At 51.0% G+C, this 17698-nt stretch carries 20 protein-coding genes; 1 reads left to right on the top strand and 19 read right to left on the bottom strand.

What is annotated here, in order from left to right:
• Positions 1 to 52: 52 nt before the first annotated feature.
• The 4 genes from ACKX14_RS07740 to ACKX14_RS07725 form a co-directional block, all read right to left on the bottom strand.
• Positions 53 to 1522 carry a tripartite tricarboxylate transporter permease gene (locus ACKX14_RS07740; protein WP_422446321.1) on the bottom strand — a complete coding sequence of 490 codons (1470 nt, stop codon included), beginning with the start codon at positions 1520 to 1522 and terminating at the stop codon, positions 53 to 55.
• A 10-nt stretch (positions 1523 to 1532) separates the two neighbouring features.
• The gene (locus ACKX14_RS07735) at positions 1533 to 1982 is read right to left on the bottom strand and encodes a tripartite tricarboxylate transporter TctB family protein (RefSeq protein ID WP_422446319.1); all 450 of its coding nucleotides are present in this window, start codon (positions 1980 to 1982) and stop codon (positions 1533 to 1535) included.
• Between the two features lie 63 nt (positions 1983 to 2045).
• Positions 2046 to 3095 carry a tripartite tricarboxylate transporter substrate binding protein gene (locus tag ACKX14_RS07730; protein WP_422446328.1) on the bottom strand — a complete coding sequence of 350 codons (1050 nt, stop codon included), beginning with the start codon at positions 3093 to 3095 and terminating at the stop codon, positions 2046 to 2048.
• Positions 3096 to 3507: 412 nt separating this feature from the next.
• Positions 3508 to 4221, bottom strand: coding sequence for a GntR family transcriptional regulator (locus ACKX14_RS07725; protein ID WP_422446317.1), 714 nt, complete (start codon positions 4219 to 4221; stop codon positions 3508 to 3510).
• Positions 4222 to 4644: 423 nt separating this feature from the next.
• On the opposite strand from ACKX14_RS07725, the gene ACKX14_RS07720 reads away from it, so the two are divergent.
• Entirely contained in the window at positions 4645 to 5862 is a 1218-nt protein-coding gene (locus ACKX14_RS07720; protein ID WP_422446315.1) for a patatin-like phospholipase family protein, read from the top strand.
• 101 nt (positions 5863 to 5963) lie between these two features.
• On the opposite strand, the gene ACKX14_RS07715 is transcribed toward ACKX14_RS07720, so the two are convergent.
• From ACKX14_RS07715 to ACKX14_RS07645, 15 genes are all read right to left on the bottom strand, one after another.
• Positions 5964 to 6647: a Crp/Fnr family transcriptional regulator gene (locus tag ACKX14_RS07715; protein WP_422446313.1), complete on the bottom strand. Its 684-nt coding sequence runs from the start codon at positions 6645 to 6647 to the stop codon at positions 5964 to 5966.
• Between the two features lie 114 nt (positions 6648 to 6761).
• Positions 6762 to 8105 (bottom strand): replicative DNA helicase, encoded by a 1344-nt coding sequence (dnaB, locus tag ACKX14_RS07710; RefSeq protein ID WP_422446311.1) that lies wholly within the window; start codon positions 8103 to 8105, stop codon positions 6762 to 6764.
• A 5-nt stretch (positions 8106 to 8110) separates the two neighbouring features.
• Positions 8111 to 8557 carry a 50S ribosomal protein L9 gene (rplI, locus tag ACKX14_RS07705; RefSeq protein ID WP_422446309.1) on the bottom strand — a complete coding sequence of 149 codons (447 nt, stop codon included), beginning with the start codon at positions 8555 to 8557 and terminating at the stop codon, positions 8111 to 8113.
• Positions 8554 to 10542 carry a DHH family phosphoesterase gene (locus ACKX14_RS07700; RefSeq protein WP_422446307.1) on the bottom strand — a complete coding sequence of 663 codons (1989 nt, stop codon included), beginning with the start codon at positions 10540 to 10542 and terminating at the stop codon, positions 8554 to 8556. Before ACKX14_RS07700 ends, rplI begins: the two co-directional genes overlap by 4 nt.
• 36 nt (positions 10543 to 10578) lie before the next feature.
• Positions 10579 to 11520, bottom strand: a complete 942-nt coding sequence (locus ACKX14_RS07695; protein WP_422446305.1) for a YybS family protein — start codon at positions 11518 to 11520, stop codon at positions 10579 to 10581.
• Between the two features lie 43 nt (positions 11521 to 11563).
• Positions 11564 to 11788: a 30S ribosomal protein S18 gene (gene rpsR / locus ACKX14_RS07690; RefSeq protein ID WP_422446303.1), complete on the bottom strand. Its 225-nt coding sequence runs from the start codon at positions 11786 to 11788 to the stop codon at positions 11564 to 11566.
• 18 nt (positions 11789 to 11806) lie between these two features.
• Positions 11807 to 12235 (bottom strand): single-stranded DNA-binding protein, encoded by a 429-nt coding sequence (locus ACKX14_RS07685; RefSeq protein ID WP_422446301.1) that lies wholly within the window; start codon positions 12233 to 12235, stop codon positions 11807 to 11809.
• A gap of 5 nt (positions 12236 to 12240) precedes the next feature.
• On the bottom strand, positions 12241 to 12534 hold the full coding sequence (gene rpsF / locus ACKX14_RS07680) for a 30S ribosomal protein S6 (RefSeq protein WP_422446299.1): 294 nt from the start codon (positions 12532 to 12534) through the stop codon (positions 12241 to 12243).
• Positions 12535 to 12601: 67 nt separating this feature from the next.
• A complete protein-coding gene (locus tag ACKX14_RS07675) occupies positions 12602 to 12787 on the bottom strand; it encodes a DUF951 domain-containing protein (protein WP_422446326.1) in 186 nt (61 codons plus the stop codon).
• Positions 12788 to 12813: 26 nt separating this feature from the next.
• Entirely contained in the window at positions 12814 to 13680 is an 867-nt protein-coding gene (locus ACKX14_RS07670; RefSeq protein WP_422446297.1) for a mechanosensitive ion channel family protein, read from the bottom strand.
• A 15-nt stretch (positions 13681 to 13695) separates the two neighbouring features.
• Positions 13696 to 14304, bottom strand: a complete 609-nt coding sequence (gene yedF, locus ACKX14_RS07665; protein ID WP_422446295.1) for a sulfurtransferase-like selenium metabolism protein YedF — start codon at positions 14302 to 14304, stop codon at positions 13696 to 13698.
• 25 nt (positions 14305 to 14329) lie between these two features.
• Positions 14330 to 14893 (bottom strand): CvpA family protein, encoded by a 564-nt coding sequence (locus ACKX14_RS07660; RefSeq protein ID WP_422446324.1) that lies wholly within the window; start codon positions 14891 to 14893, stop codon positions 14330 to 14332.
• A 17-nt stretch (positions 14894 to 14910) separates the two neighbouring features.
• Positions 14911 to 15999 (bottom strand): hypothetical protein, encoded by a 1089-nt coding sequence (locus ACKX14_RS07655; RefSeq protein ID WP_422446293.1) that lies wholly within the window; start codon positions 15997 to 15999, stop codon positions 14911 to 14913.
• A 7-nt stretch (positions 16000 to 16006) separates the two neighbouring features.
• Positions 16007 to 16537 carry a tetratricopeptide repeat protein gene (locus ACKX14_RS07650; RefSeq protein WP_422446291.1) on the bottom strand — a complete coding sequence of 177 codons (531 nt, stop codon included), beginning with the start codon at positions 16535 to 16537 and terminating at the stop codon, positions 16007 to 16009.
• Positions 16538 to 16642: 105 nt separating this feature from the next.
• On the bottom strand, positions 16643 to 17683 hold the full coding sequence (locus tag ACKX14_RS07645; protein WP_422446289.1) for a YkvI family membrane protein: 1041 nt from the start codon (positions 17681 to 17683) through the stop codon (positions 16643 to 16645).
• Between the last annotated feature and the right edge of the window lie 15 nt (positions 17684 to 17698).

Here is a 17698-nt window from a genome sequence, read left to right as displayed (position 1 = left end):
ACTGAAGTATCTGCAAGTCCTGAAAGGATCTACGGGCTGAAAGCCCGTGGGTTTAAACCAAGCGCTTATTAACTAAAGAAATTGCCGCCAGTATCAGAAGTGTCACGGAAATACCGGATCTGAAGAATATAGCAAGACTGCCGTCAGAAAGCATCAGTGATTGCCTGAAGGATTGTTCCATGGACTGTCCTACGACTACGGCCAGGATCAGCGGAGCCGCCGGCACTTTAAATTTCTTCATAAAGTATCCGACAACGCCCAGGATGACCAGCAGGTAAAAATCTACTATGCTGAAGTTGATAGTATATACACCCATAAAGGCCAAGGCTACTATCATAGGGTATAAAATCTTAGGAGGTACCGACAAAACTCTGACCAGCAATCCGGCAAGCGGCAGGTTTATAATGGCACATACCACATTTCCTAAGAACATACTGGCGATAACACCCCAGGCCACATCCGGATGCTGCTCAAAGAGCAGCGGCCCGGGTTGAAGGCCCAGGATTAAAAGAGCGCCCAACATAATCGCCGTGGTGCCCGAGCCCGGGACGCCCAGTGTCATCATGGGGATAAGAGCTCCTACGGAAGCAGCGTTGTTGGCGGCCTCCGGCGCCGCCAGACCTTCTATAGCGCCCTTTCCGAAGCGCTCCGGTTCCTTGGATAATTGTTTTTCATTGTTATATGCCATCATGGCAGCGATGGTCCCCCCGGCTCCCGGCAGAACTCCCACCAAAAACCCCACAGGTGTTTCCCTCAGGATTGGTATTATACTTCTTTTCCACTGCTCCAGAGTTATCCATATCCTGCCGAATTTCGACTGGATGGGTTTGGCGCCGGATACCTTTATGCCTTCAAAGTTTTTAAACACCTCGGATATTCCGTATATCCCTATGATGACCACCACAAAGTCTATCCCCGTCTGCAGATCTTGTATACCAAAGGTGAACCTTTGGACACCGGACTGGAGATCTATCCCCACGGTGGTCAACATCAAGCCGAAGAGCATGGAAATTATACCTTTCAATAACGCTTCTTTGGAAATGGAAGCCGTGGCTGCCAGAGCAAAAACCATCAGGGTGAAATATTCCGGCGGCCCGAATTTCAGGGCAAACCTCGCCATGGGCAGGGCCATAAAAACAAACGCTATTGTTGAAATCATACCGCCGATAAAGGATGCTATGGCTGAAATGGCCAGTGCCGCTTCCGCCTGGCCGTTCTGGGCCATGGGGTAACCGTCAAAGCATGAGGCTACAGCCGCGCCATCGCCGGGCACATTCAAGAGAATGGAGCTTCTCGACCCGCCGAACATGGCCCCATAATAAATGGCGCACATGGCGATAAGGGCTGTGGCCGGATTCATGGCAAAGGTTAGGGGCAAAAGCAGAGCCACTCCGGTGGAGGGGCCTATGCCCGGAAGCATTCCCAGTACAGTACCTAAAATGGCCCCAATAATCAGCCAGACGATATTTACTGGAGTCAAGGCCACAGAAAAACCATGCAATAAATTCGTTATAACGTCCATAATATCACCTCTACGGCAAACTGATCATTAAGATCTTTTCAAAGGCATACCAAACGGCAAACGTGAAAACCACGGTGATGACGGTATTTGTCAGCCAGGCCTTGGAGCCATTGACCAGGAACAGCATGCCACCCAGGAAAAACAGGGTGGAAATGATAAACCCCACGATATTGAAAACAGCTGCGTAGACAACACAGATGATGATGGTCCCTATTATAAGAATAATATAACTTTTATCTTTCGGAGCTTTGGCCCCGGCCTGAAGCCTTGTATTTCCCCTCAACACTTCTACTGCAATCATCACAACTCCCAGAGCAGCCATAAGAATCCCCAAAGCCAGGGGGAAATATACGGGGGCCCAGGGATTACCTATGGTGGCCTTGGGGAGGCTGAGGGCCTGGATGGAGTAAATAATACCTATAATGGTTGCCACCATGCCTACTATGACATTTGGATTCATATAACCACACTCCTGATTCTGTCCATGGAGCGGCAGACCGCTCCATGGACATCAAATTAAATATTACTGTCCTTTATATAGACCTACATCCTGAAGCAGAGTTTTGTACTCTTCATTGGTCTTATCAAGGAACTGCTTGAATTCATCGGGCCCCATGTATACCTTGGTCCAGCCATTTTTCTTACATACCTCATCCCACTCCGGTGTCTGAGACATCTTAGACAGGGCGTCGGCCCAGTATTTTACAGCATAGTCGGGCATATCGGGAGGGCCGAAAAGTCCTCTCCAATTGATAAAGGCGGTTTCTATCCCCTGTTCTTTAAGGGTCGGTACATTTGCCAGAGGGCCATCCTTTATCCTTTCAGGAGCAGTAACGGCGAGCACTTTTACATCTCCACTTTGCATGGGGCCCACGGTCTCAGCCATACCTGTTGTGAGTAAATCCACATGGCCTCCCATCAACGCAGCCAGACCTTCACCGCCCTGGAATGATACGTACTGGATGTTTTTAATATCCTGAACTCCGGCGGCTTTAGCAGCCTGTAAGAACTGGATGTGGTCCATACTGCCCGGAGAGGAAGTTCCACCGATTTTTACGCTCTTCGGATCTTTCTTCAAGGCTTCCATGACATCATTAATGGTTTTGTAAGGAGAATTCTTCGGAACCGCAAAAGCACCGAAATCGTTTATCAGCATGGCAAGAGGAGTTAAGTTTTTATAGCTCAACTGAGTCTGGCCTGTAAGATTTATTAGAAGAAGGGGCGGTGAATATACAACTATTTCATAGGGGTTACCTTTTTTCTCCTGCATATAAGCCAGAGCTACGCCGCCGCCTCCGCCGGGCTTGTTGATTACAGGCATAGGCTGGTTAACTATGTTCTTTTCGCCCAGGGTCTTCGCTACAAGCCTTATAGTCGTGTCCCATCCACTGCCCGGGCCTGCCGGTGCTACAAACTCGAAGGGCTTTGTGGGGTAATCCACTCTCTGCTCTTGAGGTTGGCCGCTTTGCTGGCCTTCACCGGATTTTTGCGAGGAACAGCCGCCAAGAACTAAAGTCATTATAAGAACTACAAAAATACAGGTCAGAGCTATCCAATTTTTTGATTTGCTCATCATTTTCACCCTCCCTTATAACTTTTCAATGACGGATATCTGGTTGTTGATTAATTTTAAAGCCTGTGTTTTACTCCATCTGATCCCTCCTTAACTCTAAGTTCCAAGGACTATCTTTACCGACTCCAAGGCGCAAGATATTCATGAGCAGACTATACCGCCGGGCAGCACCCATGTGGGTTTCCCCAAAGTTCCCGAAAATAGATATAATTTTTAAGCTGGATTCTTTCCCATTCGATCCCTCCCTTAAATTGTTATAAATTAAATTTTATAATTTGAAAAAATATTCATTAATGTATACGGGATGCCGTTTGAATTTAAAAAAGATGAACTCATAAATGATGATTTTTAAAACTCCGACCCAAGGAAGAAAATAAGGCCGGCCGGCAGGTCTCTTTTAACAGTTTCTTTTTCAATCGTCTTTCCTGAGAAAGCCAGCGCGGGCTTTATTGTTTTTTTGCCCGAAGGTTTTAAGGTAGGCGTCCAGCGCCCCCTGGAGGTGCCTTCTTACCAGTTTTTCGGCTCTTTCCTCATCTCTGTCGATTATGGCCTGCAGTATTTCCTTATGATCTTTTAATGCTTCAATTTTTCTTTCCCTGCTGCCCATGGTTACAACCCTGAAACGTTCCAGGTATTCCTGGTAGGTGCTGATTAGGTTTATGAGCCTGGGCATCCTGCAGGATTTAAAAATAATTTCGTTAAACTCCTGGGAGGTGTTGAATAGATTGACGGTATCGTCCTTTTCGGTTAATTCCTCCATCTTCTCTATCAATTCCCGGAGCTTTTTTATCTCTTCCTGAGTAATGTTTTTTACCGTGTAGGTTATGGCCAGAGCCTCCAGGGCCTGGCGGATGGAATAAATCTCTATTATATCCTCCCTTGAAAATCCTTTTACCACTACTCCCTTGCGGGGCACGTGCTTGATGAGACCTTCGGCCTCCAGCTTGCGCAGGGCCTCACGAATGGGAGTCCTGCTGACCCTCATTGTTTCCGCCAGTTCCTTCTCCACCAGCCTGTCGCCGGCCTTGAGATCTCCGTTGAATATGGCCTGGCGGATGTGTTCGTATATCAGTTCCCTGATGGGCTTCAAATTTGAAATATTAAATGATTCCAGTGCACCGTTCAATTGTTTCACCTCTGTCTGCAGTTATTTATTATTCTGCGAATTCTGCAAGCTGTTATTTCATTCTGAACAATTGTTGGGCAGGCCCCGGGCTGTATTAAATCGGTATTGCCAAGAAATTGCACTGTTACATTTTAACAGTATCCGGCATCCGGGATACCTTTTATAATTTTTATAATACTACATAAAATAAAAAAATCCTGCCGTCTTAAAAAAAATTATCAAAAAAAATCATTTAGAAGCTTCCACCGGATTTGAAGGATCATGGGAACTACCGCGCCGGGCGCCGGTTTTTGGATGGGGTTTTGTCTCAATTGAACGGTTTTTTTGAGTCCGGCCGCTGCATAAATTGTTTTACCGCAGTTTAATATATCGGTATAATGGAATTAAAAAAATGTTTTAATTTACTTCGGAGGAGGATCTTAATTGTACGGACTCGTTCTGGAGGGCGGCGGAGCCAGGGGGGCGTACCAGATAGGTGCCTGGAAAGCACTGGCCGAACTGGGAATAGAGATCCGGGGGGTAGCCGGGACCTCGGTGGGGGCTTTAAACGGCGCCATGGTGGTGCAGGATGACCTGGAAAAGGCTTACGATATATGGTATAACATATCCTATTCCCGGATAATGAAGCTGGAAGACGACACACTGGAGAAGTTACGTGAACTGAACGGTTTTCCCGAGAACTTTCACGCCCTGCTCAGGGCCGTCAGGGAGATTTTCAAGGAAAAGGGAATCGACATTTCGCCGTTAAGGCAGCTTCTGCAGCGGTGCGTTTCCGAAGAAAAAATCAGGAATTCGGGCAGGGATTTCGGAATAATAACGGTGTCCCTGACGGATTTCAAACCCCTGGAGCTCTATATAGAAGACATACCGGCGGGCAGGCTGGTGGACTACCTTATCGCCAGCGCCAATCTGCCGTTTTTTAAACTGGAGAAAATAGACGGAAAACTTTTCATAGACGGAGGTTTTTTCGATAATCTGCCGGTAAAGTTGCTGACGGAAAAAGGCTACAGGGATATAATCGTGGTCAGACTTTACGGAATGGGGCGGACAAGGAGGGTAAACAAAAGGGGTCTTAATATAATCACAGTAAACCCTTCCGAAGACCTCGGCGGCACGCTGGACTTTTCAACCGAAAGGGCCCGGAAAAACCTGAATCTCGGGTACTACGACACCCTGAGGGTGTTCAGGGGTTACTTGGGGCGTGACTATTATATAGATGCAGGGGGTTTATCAGAGGATTACTGTTTTAACATATTTTTAAACTTGAGCCAAAGCGCTGTTGTAAAGATGGCCCGGGTGCTGGGATTTTCCTTGAACATTCCGTACAGGAGGCTTCTTTTTGAAAAGGTCGTCCCGCGGCTTTCCGACCTGCTGGATCTGGGCGACCGGGCATCGTACAGGGATATACTCCTCGGAATCCTGGAAAGAGCGGCATCACGCGGCGGTGCCCGGAGATTTAAAATATACGGCTTTGAAGAGTTTATGAAAACCGTCCTGGACAACCACCGGCCGGCGGCCTTCCCAAAAAAAATACCCCGGCTGTTGAAAGCCGGCGATATGTTGCTGCTCAGGACAGTAAAAAACCAACTTATCCACGAGGTGTCGGACATTTTGCTGGGTGAGTTAAAAAAAATCCCGTAATTTATGTGCTGCTATCTATGAAGGCAGCCCCGGCGCGTGCCGAAACAAACCTCCATGCTGAAGCTGAACGGAAGCCGCCGGTAAAGGGGATGCCGCTGCGCCTATGCCCTCATGCACCTCATGAGTTTTTTCTCGTTTAAAACCACGATTTTCTGCCTGTCTATGTCGATTATCCCTTCCTTTTTCATGCTGCTCAAAACCCGCGTCACCGTTTCGCGGGAAGTTCCCACGAGGGCGGCCAGCTCCTGGCGGGTAAAAGGCAGTTCCACTTCTATGCCCCGCGGGGTCTTCTGCCCGTAGTCCAGACAGATCTTGTGCAGCATACAGGCGGTCCTGTCATAAGTATCCCGGAAAGCCAGGTTCCTTATCTGTTCCTTGGACTCGCGGAGCCGCGCCGACATAATTTTAATCACCCTCAAAGCAATTTCAGGGTTTTTTCTGATCAAATCTTCAAGGTCCCGGTTTTTTATCACGCATACGGTGGAATCTTCGACGGCCTCGGCGGTAGCCGGATAAGGGCCGCCGCCGAAGAGCACAGCCTCGGCTATCACATCGCCGTCCTGAAAAATATTGAGTATATATTCCCGGCCCTCCTCGTCGCATTTGTACAGTTTTACCTTGCCTGATTTTATAAAATACACCGCTTCCCCCGGTTCGCCTTCAAAGAATATCACCGTGCCCTTCCTGTAATCGCCGGTGAAGATAAGACCCTGGATTTTGCGCAGGTCCTCCTCCGGCAGGCCGGAAAATATGGAAAACTTCTTTAAAGTGTCAAGTCCCATCATAGCAGGGGCCCCTTTCTCAAGGGAAAGATTTTTCCCGGCGCGAGGTAATCCCGTCAGAAAAATGCCGAAAAACTCCTCCGGCGCCGAATATGGCAGGAGTGGAGCCGGTTACCGTCAACCGGCCTGCTCCTGCCTGCGGTATTTTTCAATGCTGGCAAATTTGGTGTATTTGGAAAGCCAAACGAGTTCCACGGTGCCCGTAGGGCCGTTTCTCTGCTTGGCGATGATGACTTCGGCAATGTTCTTCTTTTCGGTATCGGGGTTGTAATAATCGTCCCGGTACAGGAATGCCACCAGGTCAGAATCCTGCTCCTGGCTGCCCGATTCCCTGAGGTCGCTGAGTATGGGTCTGTGGTCGGCCCTCACCTCCGGCGCCCGGGAGAGCTGGGACAGGGCCACCACCGGCACCGAGAGCTCCCTGGCAAGGGCTTTTAAAGACCTCGAAACCTCGGAAATCTCCTGTTGGCGGTTTTCGGCGCCGTTTCTACCGGTCATGAGCTGGAGGTAGTCTATCAATATGAGACCCAGGCCTTTTTCGGCCTTCAGTCGTCGGGCTTTGGCGCGAAGTTCCAGGCTGGATATGCCCGGCGTGTCGTCGATGTAAATGGGTGCTTCCGATAGGGGGCCCATGGCCCGGGCCAGGCGCGGCCAGTCTTCTTCGTCCAGCCTGCCGGTGCGCAGCTTGTGGCTGTCCACATGGGACTCGGAGCAGAGCAGCCTCTGCACCAGCTGCTCCTTGGACATCTCCAGGCTGAAAATGGCCACCGGTATCTTGTAGCGGATGGCGGCGTTGGCGGCGATGTTCAGGGCGAACGAGGTTTTTCCCATACTGGGCCTGGCCGCGATCAAAATGAGGTCCGAAGGCTGCAGGCCCGATGTCATGGCGTCCAGGTCCGGGAAGCCTGTCGGCACCCCCGTGATGCCGCCTTCGGAATTGTACAGTTCTTCTATGCGTTCGAACGTGGACAGGAGAATATCCTTAATGTGGTAAAAGCTCTCCACCCGGCGCTTCTGGACGATGTCGAAAATCATGCGCTCGGCCTCGTCCAGCAGTTCCTCCACCTCGCCTTTGGGCTCATAGGCCATGGACAGGATGTTGGATGCGGTGTTTATGAGCCTGCGCAGCAGCGCCTTTTCCTCGACTATCTTGCAATAGTGGGCCGCATTGGCCGCCGTGGGCACTGCCTCCGTAAGGGCGGTGAGGTAAGTTACGCCTCCCACCTGCTCCAGCATTTTTTTGGAGCGGAGGGCTTCGGCTACCGTTATGAGGTCCACCGGTTCGCGGTTTTCGTTGAGTTCCACAATAACCTCAAAAATCCTGCGATGGGCCTCTTTGTAAAAATCCTCGCTTTTCAACCGCTCGCAGGCCACAAATATGGCGTCTTTTGAAAGAAGCATGGAGCCCAGGACCGATTGCTCGGCCTCCAGATTGTAAGGCGGAACTTTCAGGTTTTCCATAAAAATCACCCTTCTAAAATTTTAACATAAACTTTGGATTCAACCTCCGGGGCAAGTTTTATGGTAACCTCGTAATCGCCAAGGGATTTGATGGGCTCATGCAGTTCTATCTTCCGCTTGTCAACCTCCACATCAAGCTGGCTTTTAATGGCTTCGGCGATATCCTTAGCGGTAATGGAACCGAAGAGTTTGCCCTGCTCTCCGGCCTTTACCTTTAACGTCACCTTCATTTGTGAAAGCTTTTGGGAAAGCTGCCGGGCCTGGTTCAGTTCCCGGGCTTTTTTCCGCTCCAGGGCTTCTCTTTCCTGCTCAAGCTGTTTGATATTGCCTTCGGTGGCAGGCTGTGCCAGTTTCCTGGGGATGAGGTAATTCCGGGCGTAGCCTTCCGCCACGTTCACCAGTTCCCCTTTTTTGCCAAGGTTTTTTACATCGGCCAGCAATATAACCTTCATGATGTTTCACCCTCTTTAACGTATTCGTAGATTGCCTGCTTTACTTTTTCAATGGCCTGTTCCATCGTGACGTCTTTAAGCTGGGCGCCGGCAACGGTCATGTGGCCGCCGCCTCCCAGTTTCTCCAGAATCATCTGCACGTTTATGCTGCCCAGGGACCTGCTGCTGACGGATATGCCGTCATCGGTGGGCACCAGCACGAACGACGCGTACACGCCCTTTATATCCAGAAGGCTGTTGGCTGCCTGGGCCGCCGAAAGGGTGGGGTTCTTGGGCTTTTCCGTATAATACGACAGGACTATGTGATCGAACACCGGCTGAGCTCTTTTGATGACTTCGGCCCTGGCGTTGACCGTGTCCATGTCCTCCTGGAACAGTTTATAGACAGTGGTGGGGTCCGCCCCCAGCCGCCTCAGGAAAGATGCGGCTTCAAACGTCCTGGCTCCCGTCTTAAAGGCAAAATTCCGCGTATCCACCGCTATTCCCGAAAGCAGGGCCGTAGCCTCCAGCGGGGAAAGCCTGATTTCTTCCCCCATGTATTCCAGCATTTCGGTCACCATCTCACTGGTGGATGAGGCGTAGGGCTCCAGGTACACCAGCAGGGCTTTGTCTATAAATTCCTCCCCCCTCCGGTGATGGTCTATCACCACCACTCTTTCCGACTTCTCCAGCACTTTTTGCGAAAGACAAAGAGACGGCCTGTGAGTATCCACCACCACCGCCAGAGTCTTCCTGGTTGCCTTTTCCAGCGCCGCTTCTTCCCGAACAAACTCCCCGCGCAGCTCCCCGTCTTTTGACAACAGCTCCAGCAGGGATTCCACCGATGGGCTTTGCTCCGGGGAAAGCACGATGTACCCCGCCTTTCCCAGACTTTTTGCGGCCCTTACAATGCCCACTCCGGCTCCCAGGGCATCCATATCCAGGAACACATGGCCGAGAACCAGGACCATGTCAGACTCCTCGATGAGGTCCCTCAGGGCGTGGGCTATGACTCTGGCCCTCACCCTGCTGTACTTTTCCACCTCTTTGGCCTTGCCGCCGTAAAAATAGGTCTTGCCTTCGGCCTTTACCACCACCTGGTCTCCGCCGCGGCCCTGGCAAAGTTCCAGGGCGTTCTGGGCGTTCTTGCTGATTTCCAAAAATGAACCCTGCCCGAAAGCCGCCCCGATGCTCAAAGTAACGGTCATGGTAACACCGACTTTAATTTCCTTGATCTCCTCCAGGATGTTGAACCTGGTTTCCTCCACCCGGCGGAAATTCTTGAGGCTCAGAATCGCCACAAACTTGTCGCTTTCGTACTTTTTAATAAATCCGTCGTAATTCTGTATCCACTGGCTCAGGGTTTTGTCTACTCTGGCAAGGAGTTCCGGACGGCTTTCGTCCGGACAGGCCGCCGTTATTTCGTCAAAGTTGTCCACCTGGATGTAAAGCACCGCGGCCTTTTCATCATTCAATTTCCTGCCCAGATCGTAAATCAGGGTTATATCCTGGAAATACAGCGCCCTAAAATCCCGGCCGCCTTTTTTGCTGTTTTTTTCAAGAAAGCGGCTCTTTATGGAAAAAACCCTGTCCTTTACCCTGAGTTCTTCAATGTCTGAACCCGACAAGATTTTTTGCACCAGATCCGGAGGAATTAAGCCGGAGAGCACGTCTCCCGATCTCGGCCGGCCTTCAAAAATGGACACAAAGGCTTCGTTCTCCCAGAGGATTTTCCCCTGCCCGTCGATTACGGCCACCGCCGCCGGCATCAGGTTAAATACCTCTTTCCAGAAGGTCTGCCGGGCAAAGGCATCGCAGGGCTGCAAAGGTTTGCATTCCAGCTTTTTGTTCCTGAAGCTTTCCAGCGTTTCAAACAGCAGCGGTACAAAAACAGCCGCCAGGGCAACGGCCACTTTTATATTTCCGGCAAAAACGAAAACGAGAATTTCCAGGGCCAGGATGATTAAAGCCAGCCCCGGCATGTTGATATCTTTGCGTCCCGACACAACAAACTCCTCCGGACCGTAAGTTAAATTTATCTTTCAAATGCGGCGGAAATTGAACAGTATGTCGAACATGCCCGCCCAGATTACCAGTTGAGATATGAAAGGATTGAAAAATACCAGAAAGACCACCAGCACCCGCAGGGGCTTTGCGATATTGTACCTTCCCATAAAATACGCTATGAGCGAAAAACCCTCTATCAAAAAAACAAAGTAAAACACCACCTGGAGGTTAAGGCCTATAAATTTCAGCACCCCTCTGGGCCAGTAAACTTCCAGCATGGTCAAGAGTACTCCCACAAGGAAAAAGAAAACCGAATAGGCGGGAAATCTCCATTGCCAGAAAGGTGTAAAGTCCCGGATTTTTTGCCCCAGGCGGGATAGGATTACTTTTGTCACCTGATAGTTCAAAAAGGCGTCCAGCACCGAAGCGAGGACCAGAATGCCCGGGATCGCCAGGGCCATAAGGTCCAGCATCTTGCCGAAACTTTCGGTGACGGATTTGACGGTTTCCGGGTTCATCCCCATGCTTCTGTACATATGTGAAATAAGGGAGAGGGACTCGCGCATGGCGGAAATTTCCTCGGAAAGGGGGTTTATGCCCATTATGTAAAGGGAAATCAGGATGAGAACCACCTTGGATACCAGAGAAGCGGCTCCGCCCAGGATCATAACCTTTAGAGGAGGGTAATCCTTCCCGATGGCCCAGCCCATGGTGACGCCTATAAATCCGAATCCCAGTACGACGGTGAATGCCTGGGTGGGCCCTTCCAGCATGGCGACCAGTATGCCCGCTACCGCCGTGGAGAGGATGCTTGTCCTGAGGCCGTGCCTTATACCGAGGATGACTATGGGCACCGGCCAGACCAGGCTGGCCACAAGCCCCAGGACCGGCACATACAGTGAAAAAAGGCTGAGGATGATGGTTATAGCGGAGAGCAGAGCCCCCTCCACCATAGACCTGGTGCTTATTGGTTTCATTGGCCTCCTCCTTCATTTGAAAAAAAGAGAGGGAAGACCCTCTCTATTCGGCTGTAAACGGTAGCAGAGCGATATTTCTGGCCCTTTTTATCGCAGTGGTAAGCTGTCTCTGGTGCTTTGCGCAATTGCCGGTTATGCGCCGGGGCAGGATCTTGCCTCGCTCCGTTATGAACTTTTTCAACCGGTTAACCTCTTTATAGTCGATGGTTTCTATTTTATCCATGCAAAAGCTGCATACCTTTTTCTTTTTAACCTTCTTGGGCTTCAATTTTCTCACTCCCTTTCGTTAAAAGGGGACCTCGTCCCCTTCCACCCCTTCATCGAAATTTATATCCGGATCCATGCTTTCGAAACTGCTGTCAAAGCTGTCAAATTCGGACTCTCCGCCGCCGGCTTTGGGCCTGTCCAGAAACTGGACTTCATCGGCCACCACTTCGGTTACGTAGCGGCGCTGCCCGTCCTGACTGTCGTAAGACCTGACCTGGAGCCTGCCGCTCACAGCCGCCAGCCTGCCCTTTTTCAGGTTGTTGGCGCAGGTTTCGGCCAGTTTTCTCCACACAACTATTTTAATAAAGTCGGCCTCTCGCTCGCCCTTCTGATTTAAAAAAGGGCGATCTACGGCAAGGGTGAAGGTGGTTACAGGCACGCCGTTGGCGGGAGTAAACCGGAGTTCCGGGTCCCTTGTAAGTCTGCCTATTAAAAATACCTTGTTCAAAACCTTCACCTCGATTTTTCGTTTCTGACAATGAGGTGTCTCATAATCCCGGCGGTTATCTTCAATACCCTGTCAAGGTCCTGGGCCACGGCTGGATTTGCGTTAAAGTTCATGAGAACATAATAGCCTTCGCGGCGGTGATTAATGGGATAGGCCAGCCGCCTTTTGCCCCATTCGTCAATTCCCTTGACAGTGCCGCCTTGTTCTTCTACGAGCCCTTTGAATTTTTCCACCAGCCCCTTTACGGTGTCGGCTTCCAACTCGGGCTCGATAATGTAGAGGACCTCATAATCCCTCATGCATGTCACCTCCCCGGACTGAATGGCCCCAGCCTGAGCTGGAGCAGAGATGCTCGGACGTATTATATCATTTATCATTCTCTTTTTCAAGTTCTTCCGGCGCAGCGCTTTTAACCATCTTTTTTACCGACTTTTCGAATTTGGGTCTCGGTATCATGACCTTCCTGCCGCACGTGCAACATTTTATGCCGAAATCCATGCCAACGCGCCAGATTTCCCACTGGTCGCTGCCGCACGGGTGTTTTTTTTTCATCTGCACCACATCACCTATGTGGAACTTCAAAGGTCTCCCTCCCTGTCATCAACGCTTTTCCTGATGTAGACGGTCCTGGGATAGGGAATTTCTATGCCTTCTCTGTCAAAGCGTTCTTTAACGGCCCTTCTTATCTCCCTTTCAACGCTCCACTGCTGCATGGGAACGGTCTTTGCCACTATGGTCACCACCACGCCGGATGGCCCCATATCCGTCACCCCCAGCACCGCGGGGCCTTCTACGATATCACCCCGTTTTTCTTTTACCTCCCGGCAGACCTCCTCCAGGATATCCAAAGTTCTGTCCAGGTCCTCCTCGTAGGCGATGCTCACCTGTACCATGGCCCTCATGGCTCCCCGGGAGTGGTTGGTCACCAGGGTGATCTGCCCGTTGGGGATGATGTGGAGCTGCCCGCCGAAATCCCTGAGCCTGGTAGTCCTTATGCCCAGCTCCTCCACGGTACCGCCGACGCCTGCGGTTTCGATGTAATCCCCCACACTGTACTGGTCTTCGAAGATTATGAAAAATCCGGAAATCACGTCCTTTACCAGGCTCTGCGCTCCGAATCCCACCGCCAGGCCCCCTATGCCCGCCGCGGTGAGAAGAGACGCCGTCCTGACGCCGAAGATCTCCAGTATGTTCACGAGCATTACGAAATAGGTCACATAGCGGATAACGCTCTTCAGGAGGCTCGTGAGGGTTTTTCGCTTGTTCTCATTTAAATGCAGTTTTTCGTAAGGCCTTATCAAAAAAATGCGGTCGATAAGGCCCTCGCCGATTTTTATGGCCAACAGCCCCAGCAGGAGCACCACCAGTACCCGGATTACAGGCACCGCAAAGGGCGGCAGATTATCCACCATGTTATTGTATACATCCATAATATCAGCCAACATATCACCCTCGCAGATTTACAGGCTCACGGTCCTTTTTCCCGTGGTCTTTTCCACTATTTCAAACATATTGGTGACTTTCCCCACCACAAGCTTTTGCTTCAAGCGGTAATAATCCAGGCAGGTGCCGCAGGATAGCACCTCCACCCCCTTCGCCTCCAGTTCTTTGAGGGTATCGACGCTTTCCGACCCTTCGGTGGTCAAAAACACCCCGCTGTTCACAAAGAGCATGGCCGAAGGCAGGCGGGTTGCATCCTTCAGGGCGTACAAATAGTTTTTCAGAAGCAGCTTCCCCAGTTCTTCATTGCCGCTTCCCAGGGTATCCCTGGACACCAGTATTACATAATCCTCACCGCTGGCCGAATTTTCACGGCGGATCACCTGATTCAGCGCCGCGGCCGCCGCGGGTGCGGCGCCTTTTTCTATGGTTATCTCAAAATTCCCATCTTTCTCCTCTACAGTAAAATGCAGATTCCGGCTCCTGACAAGCTTACTCACATTGTCTCTGGCGACCTCGCTGTCGACCAGGGTCACCACCCGACCGCTTTCAATGGAATCCAGCGCCTTTTTCGTCATTATAACCGGTTCCGGGCACTTCTTCCCCCTGGCATCTACAAACACCTTCATCACTATTCCTCCCGAAGTAGTTGTTTTAAATAAATTTTACCACAACGGGCGAAATAAAATCCAAAAATTTCATGTGCGTGAGGACATATGAACCGCTTAAACTTTTTTCCAGCCAGCTTCCGGGCCAGGCCATAACAAAGGGCGTAAGCACCGCGCTGACCATGGCAATCACCAGCACCGACCGGGCGACTCCGAACAAAAGCCCCAGCAGCCGGTTAAACCCCGAGAGGCGGGACATCTTCACTATCCCTTCCAGAAAATATGCGGGCACCAGAAACGCCAGCTGCACCGCCGCAAAAACCAGGAAAAATCCCACCGCTGCCTGGGCCATATCGAGCAGGCCGGACAGCCCCAGCGCCCCCACCGCCCGGGTTGTGCCGCCGGGACCCACGGGGCCTGTGAGAAGAGCGCTCAGGGATTGTTCCAGGTTAAGATATCTCTTTAAAAATGCTACGGCCGGGTCCCGGTAAAAAATCCCCACATACAGGCCCACCATCACCCCCGCCGTCTTAAAGGCCGACAGGATGAGACCCCGGGAAAAACCTTCCACGGCGCTCTTTAACAAAATTGCCAGGCATACTATATCCACCCAGTTCAACAGGAATACTACCTCCCCGCGGAAATCTTCAGAAGGCTGCTCTTGCCGTCAAAATTCACAATAATTCTCGACGGGTCAATTACGTCTATTTCCAGCGCTCCTTTGAGCTCCACTGTGGATTTCAATAATCCCTCCCGGGAAAGGATGAGCATTTTTTCATTTCCGGCAATGTATGTAAAATCTCCGCTCTTTTTCACAAAAAGCGGGATATCGTCCAGCCGGTAGGACCATACGGGCCGGCCTTCGGGGTCCAAATTCAAAATTTTTAATCCGGTTCTGCCGCTCAACTTCCCGTCCGCTTCCCTTATCACGGCCGCTATATAGCCGTCGTCTCCTATATCCCCACGGTATACGGCCCCTTCCAGCCTTTTTTCCCACACCGTACGCCCTTCAAAATCCAGGCGCAGGATTCGATCCTCCGCAATGGCCGCAATTCCCCCCGCCGCCGGTCTCAACGCAAGAAACAGGGAAGGAACCGGAAATTCCCACAGCACCGAGCCGGAGGAATTTATCATCACGGCTCTGCCGGAAACCTCTTCGTCCAGGATGTTTAAAACCGTGTAATATCCCGACGGGAGCGGCTCTCCGGAAATTGCGCTGCCTTCCAGGGGTACAATCCACAGCACCGTCCCCCTGCTGTTCAAAAGGGCCGCATACTCCTTCCCCTGCTTTTTCCCCGCCACCAGCAAAAAGTCCCCGCGGAAACTCAACACCTCCGGCTCCTCTAAAAAGTCGCCTTTTTCAAAGGCCTTACCGCCGGCGGGGTCCCACATCTCAAGGCCCCTCCCGGCCGCAATCACAGCGCCCTGCGGCCCCATCCACAGGAGCTTTACGCCTTCCAGGCTTTTTTCCCAAAAGACCTCACCGGCCTCGTTTATCTTCCTCAGCCTGCTCCCCTCATGATGAAAAATGGCGTTTTCGCCGGCCCGGGCCATGCGGCCCGGAAGCTCTAAAGCCCGCTCAGGCTTCCAGGCTCTGGTAACGGCGTTCCGGGAAAAACCTATGGGATTTGAACCGGTCACGAGCATCAACGCCAGGACCAGCACCAGCAAGACGCCGCTGAATACGAGATTCCCCGCGGAGACTTTCCCCTGCATTATTTTATCACCCCGCCCAAAAGAGGCTGAAAACAATTACCGTCAAAATTATGCCCACAATCCACCAGATAATTCGGGAGCCATTTCCCGCCCGGCTGCCGGAGCCGGCCGGCCCATCCTCCATCCCCCGGCGTGTGGAAAGGCTTACGGATTTTTTGTAAAAGTCTACAAACCGGTCGATTTTCCCCTGATTTTTATAAATAACCGCCAGGTTGTTGTACGGCACGGGGTTATCCGGGTCCATGTTTATGGCTTTTTTATAGTATTCTTCGGCCGCCTCAAAGTCTCCTGCCTCGAAGAACAGATTGCCCAGGTTGCTGGCGGCGGAAGAAAAGCCGGGTTTCAGTTCCATAGCCTTTAAAAAATATTTCCTCGCCTCGTTGAAATTTTTTTCTCCGGCCGCGATTACGCCCAGTTTGTTATGGGCTTCCGCGTTGCCGGGGTCCTCTGCCAGTAATTTTAAAAACAATTCTTTAGCCTCTTCGTACCGGCCCATGTCCATCATTTTCTTGCCCTGTATAAACAGTTCCCGCCCCATGCAGGTTACTTCCTTTCAAAAGCCTTATATTTGATAAATACGGAATATAAATACGGCTATGTTTTTGCCGGTGCATCGTTTTTCCGCTCATATCATTATATTATATCATTCTCTCTTTAAGCTCAAAAACCTCCTCGCCACGAGCAAAAACCCAAAAAAAATACCTGCAACTCCGAAAAGGGGATAAACGACTCCTATCAGCCGGGAAAAGCCGTATCCGGTAAAGGGCAGGCCTGCAAAGAGGCTCAACAGAGCGCAACTGTAGTTTATACCAAATCTGCTGGATATACCCATGGCAGAGGCAAACCCAAAGCTGAGCGCCGTGGTGAGCATGGCTGAAAGCAGGACAGCCACCGAGGCCCAGTAAAAAACCGGTCCGGCACCGCGGGCTATCACCATAAGAGGAATCTCAACCCCCTCCAGTTCGGAAAAATATACCGTGGTCAGGACCCAGAGGGCGGACGCCATGATAAAAAATTCCGCTGAGGCTATCAATGCGGCACCAAAGGCCGCCTTTACCCGGCCGGTATATGTCCCCAGAGATGCCAGCACCACCGAAGCCGAAGCCATGTTGTAGCTGACATAAAGGACCGCCGAAAAAAACCAGGTATTCCCTGCCTGCACCGGTATGTTGAGAATGTTGCCGAAGTCTCCGGGTTTTTTTAGGGAAAAGAAGGTTATGAAAAGCGTAAGGATGACCATGACGGGTACAATAACCCTGTTAAACTCCGCGAGCCCATGCACGCCGTTTTTCAGCCAGAGTACGCATACCATACAAATAGCCATTGTCGCCGGCAGGTATGGGATTTTCATGCTTTCCCACAGCACTGCCCCGCACCCCGACACCATTATATAATACCCTCCCAGCAACAAAAGGTCTACGGTGATTTCAAAAAAGGCCGCCAGTTTCTCCCCCGCCGCAGGCAGAAGTATGTCTTTTATGGAAGACGCCCCTATCCCTATGGCCCGGCTCATTATTAAATAGCCCAGCACAAAGAAAAAAAGGCAGGCCAAAAATATACCGAGTAAACCGTACCACCCGTATACCGTAAAAAATTTCATTATCTCCTGGCCTGAGGCAAAACCCGCTCCAACCAGAGTGCCTATGTATATAAAACCCAGGTTGATTTCCTCCCGGAAGTGCATTTTACCCCTCCCCGA

This window comes from Thermorhabdus hydrogeniformans, from assembly GCF_049310025.1.
In the GTDB taxonomy this organism is placed as follows: Bacteria; Bacillota; Thermosediminibacteria; order Thermosediminibacterales; family Tepidanaerobacteraceae; genus JBJYKD01.
This window is presented reverse-complemented; position numbering and strand designations above follow the sequence as displayed.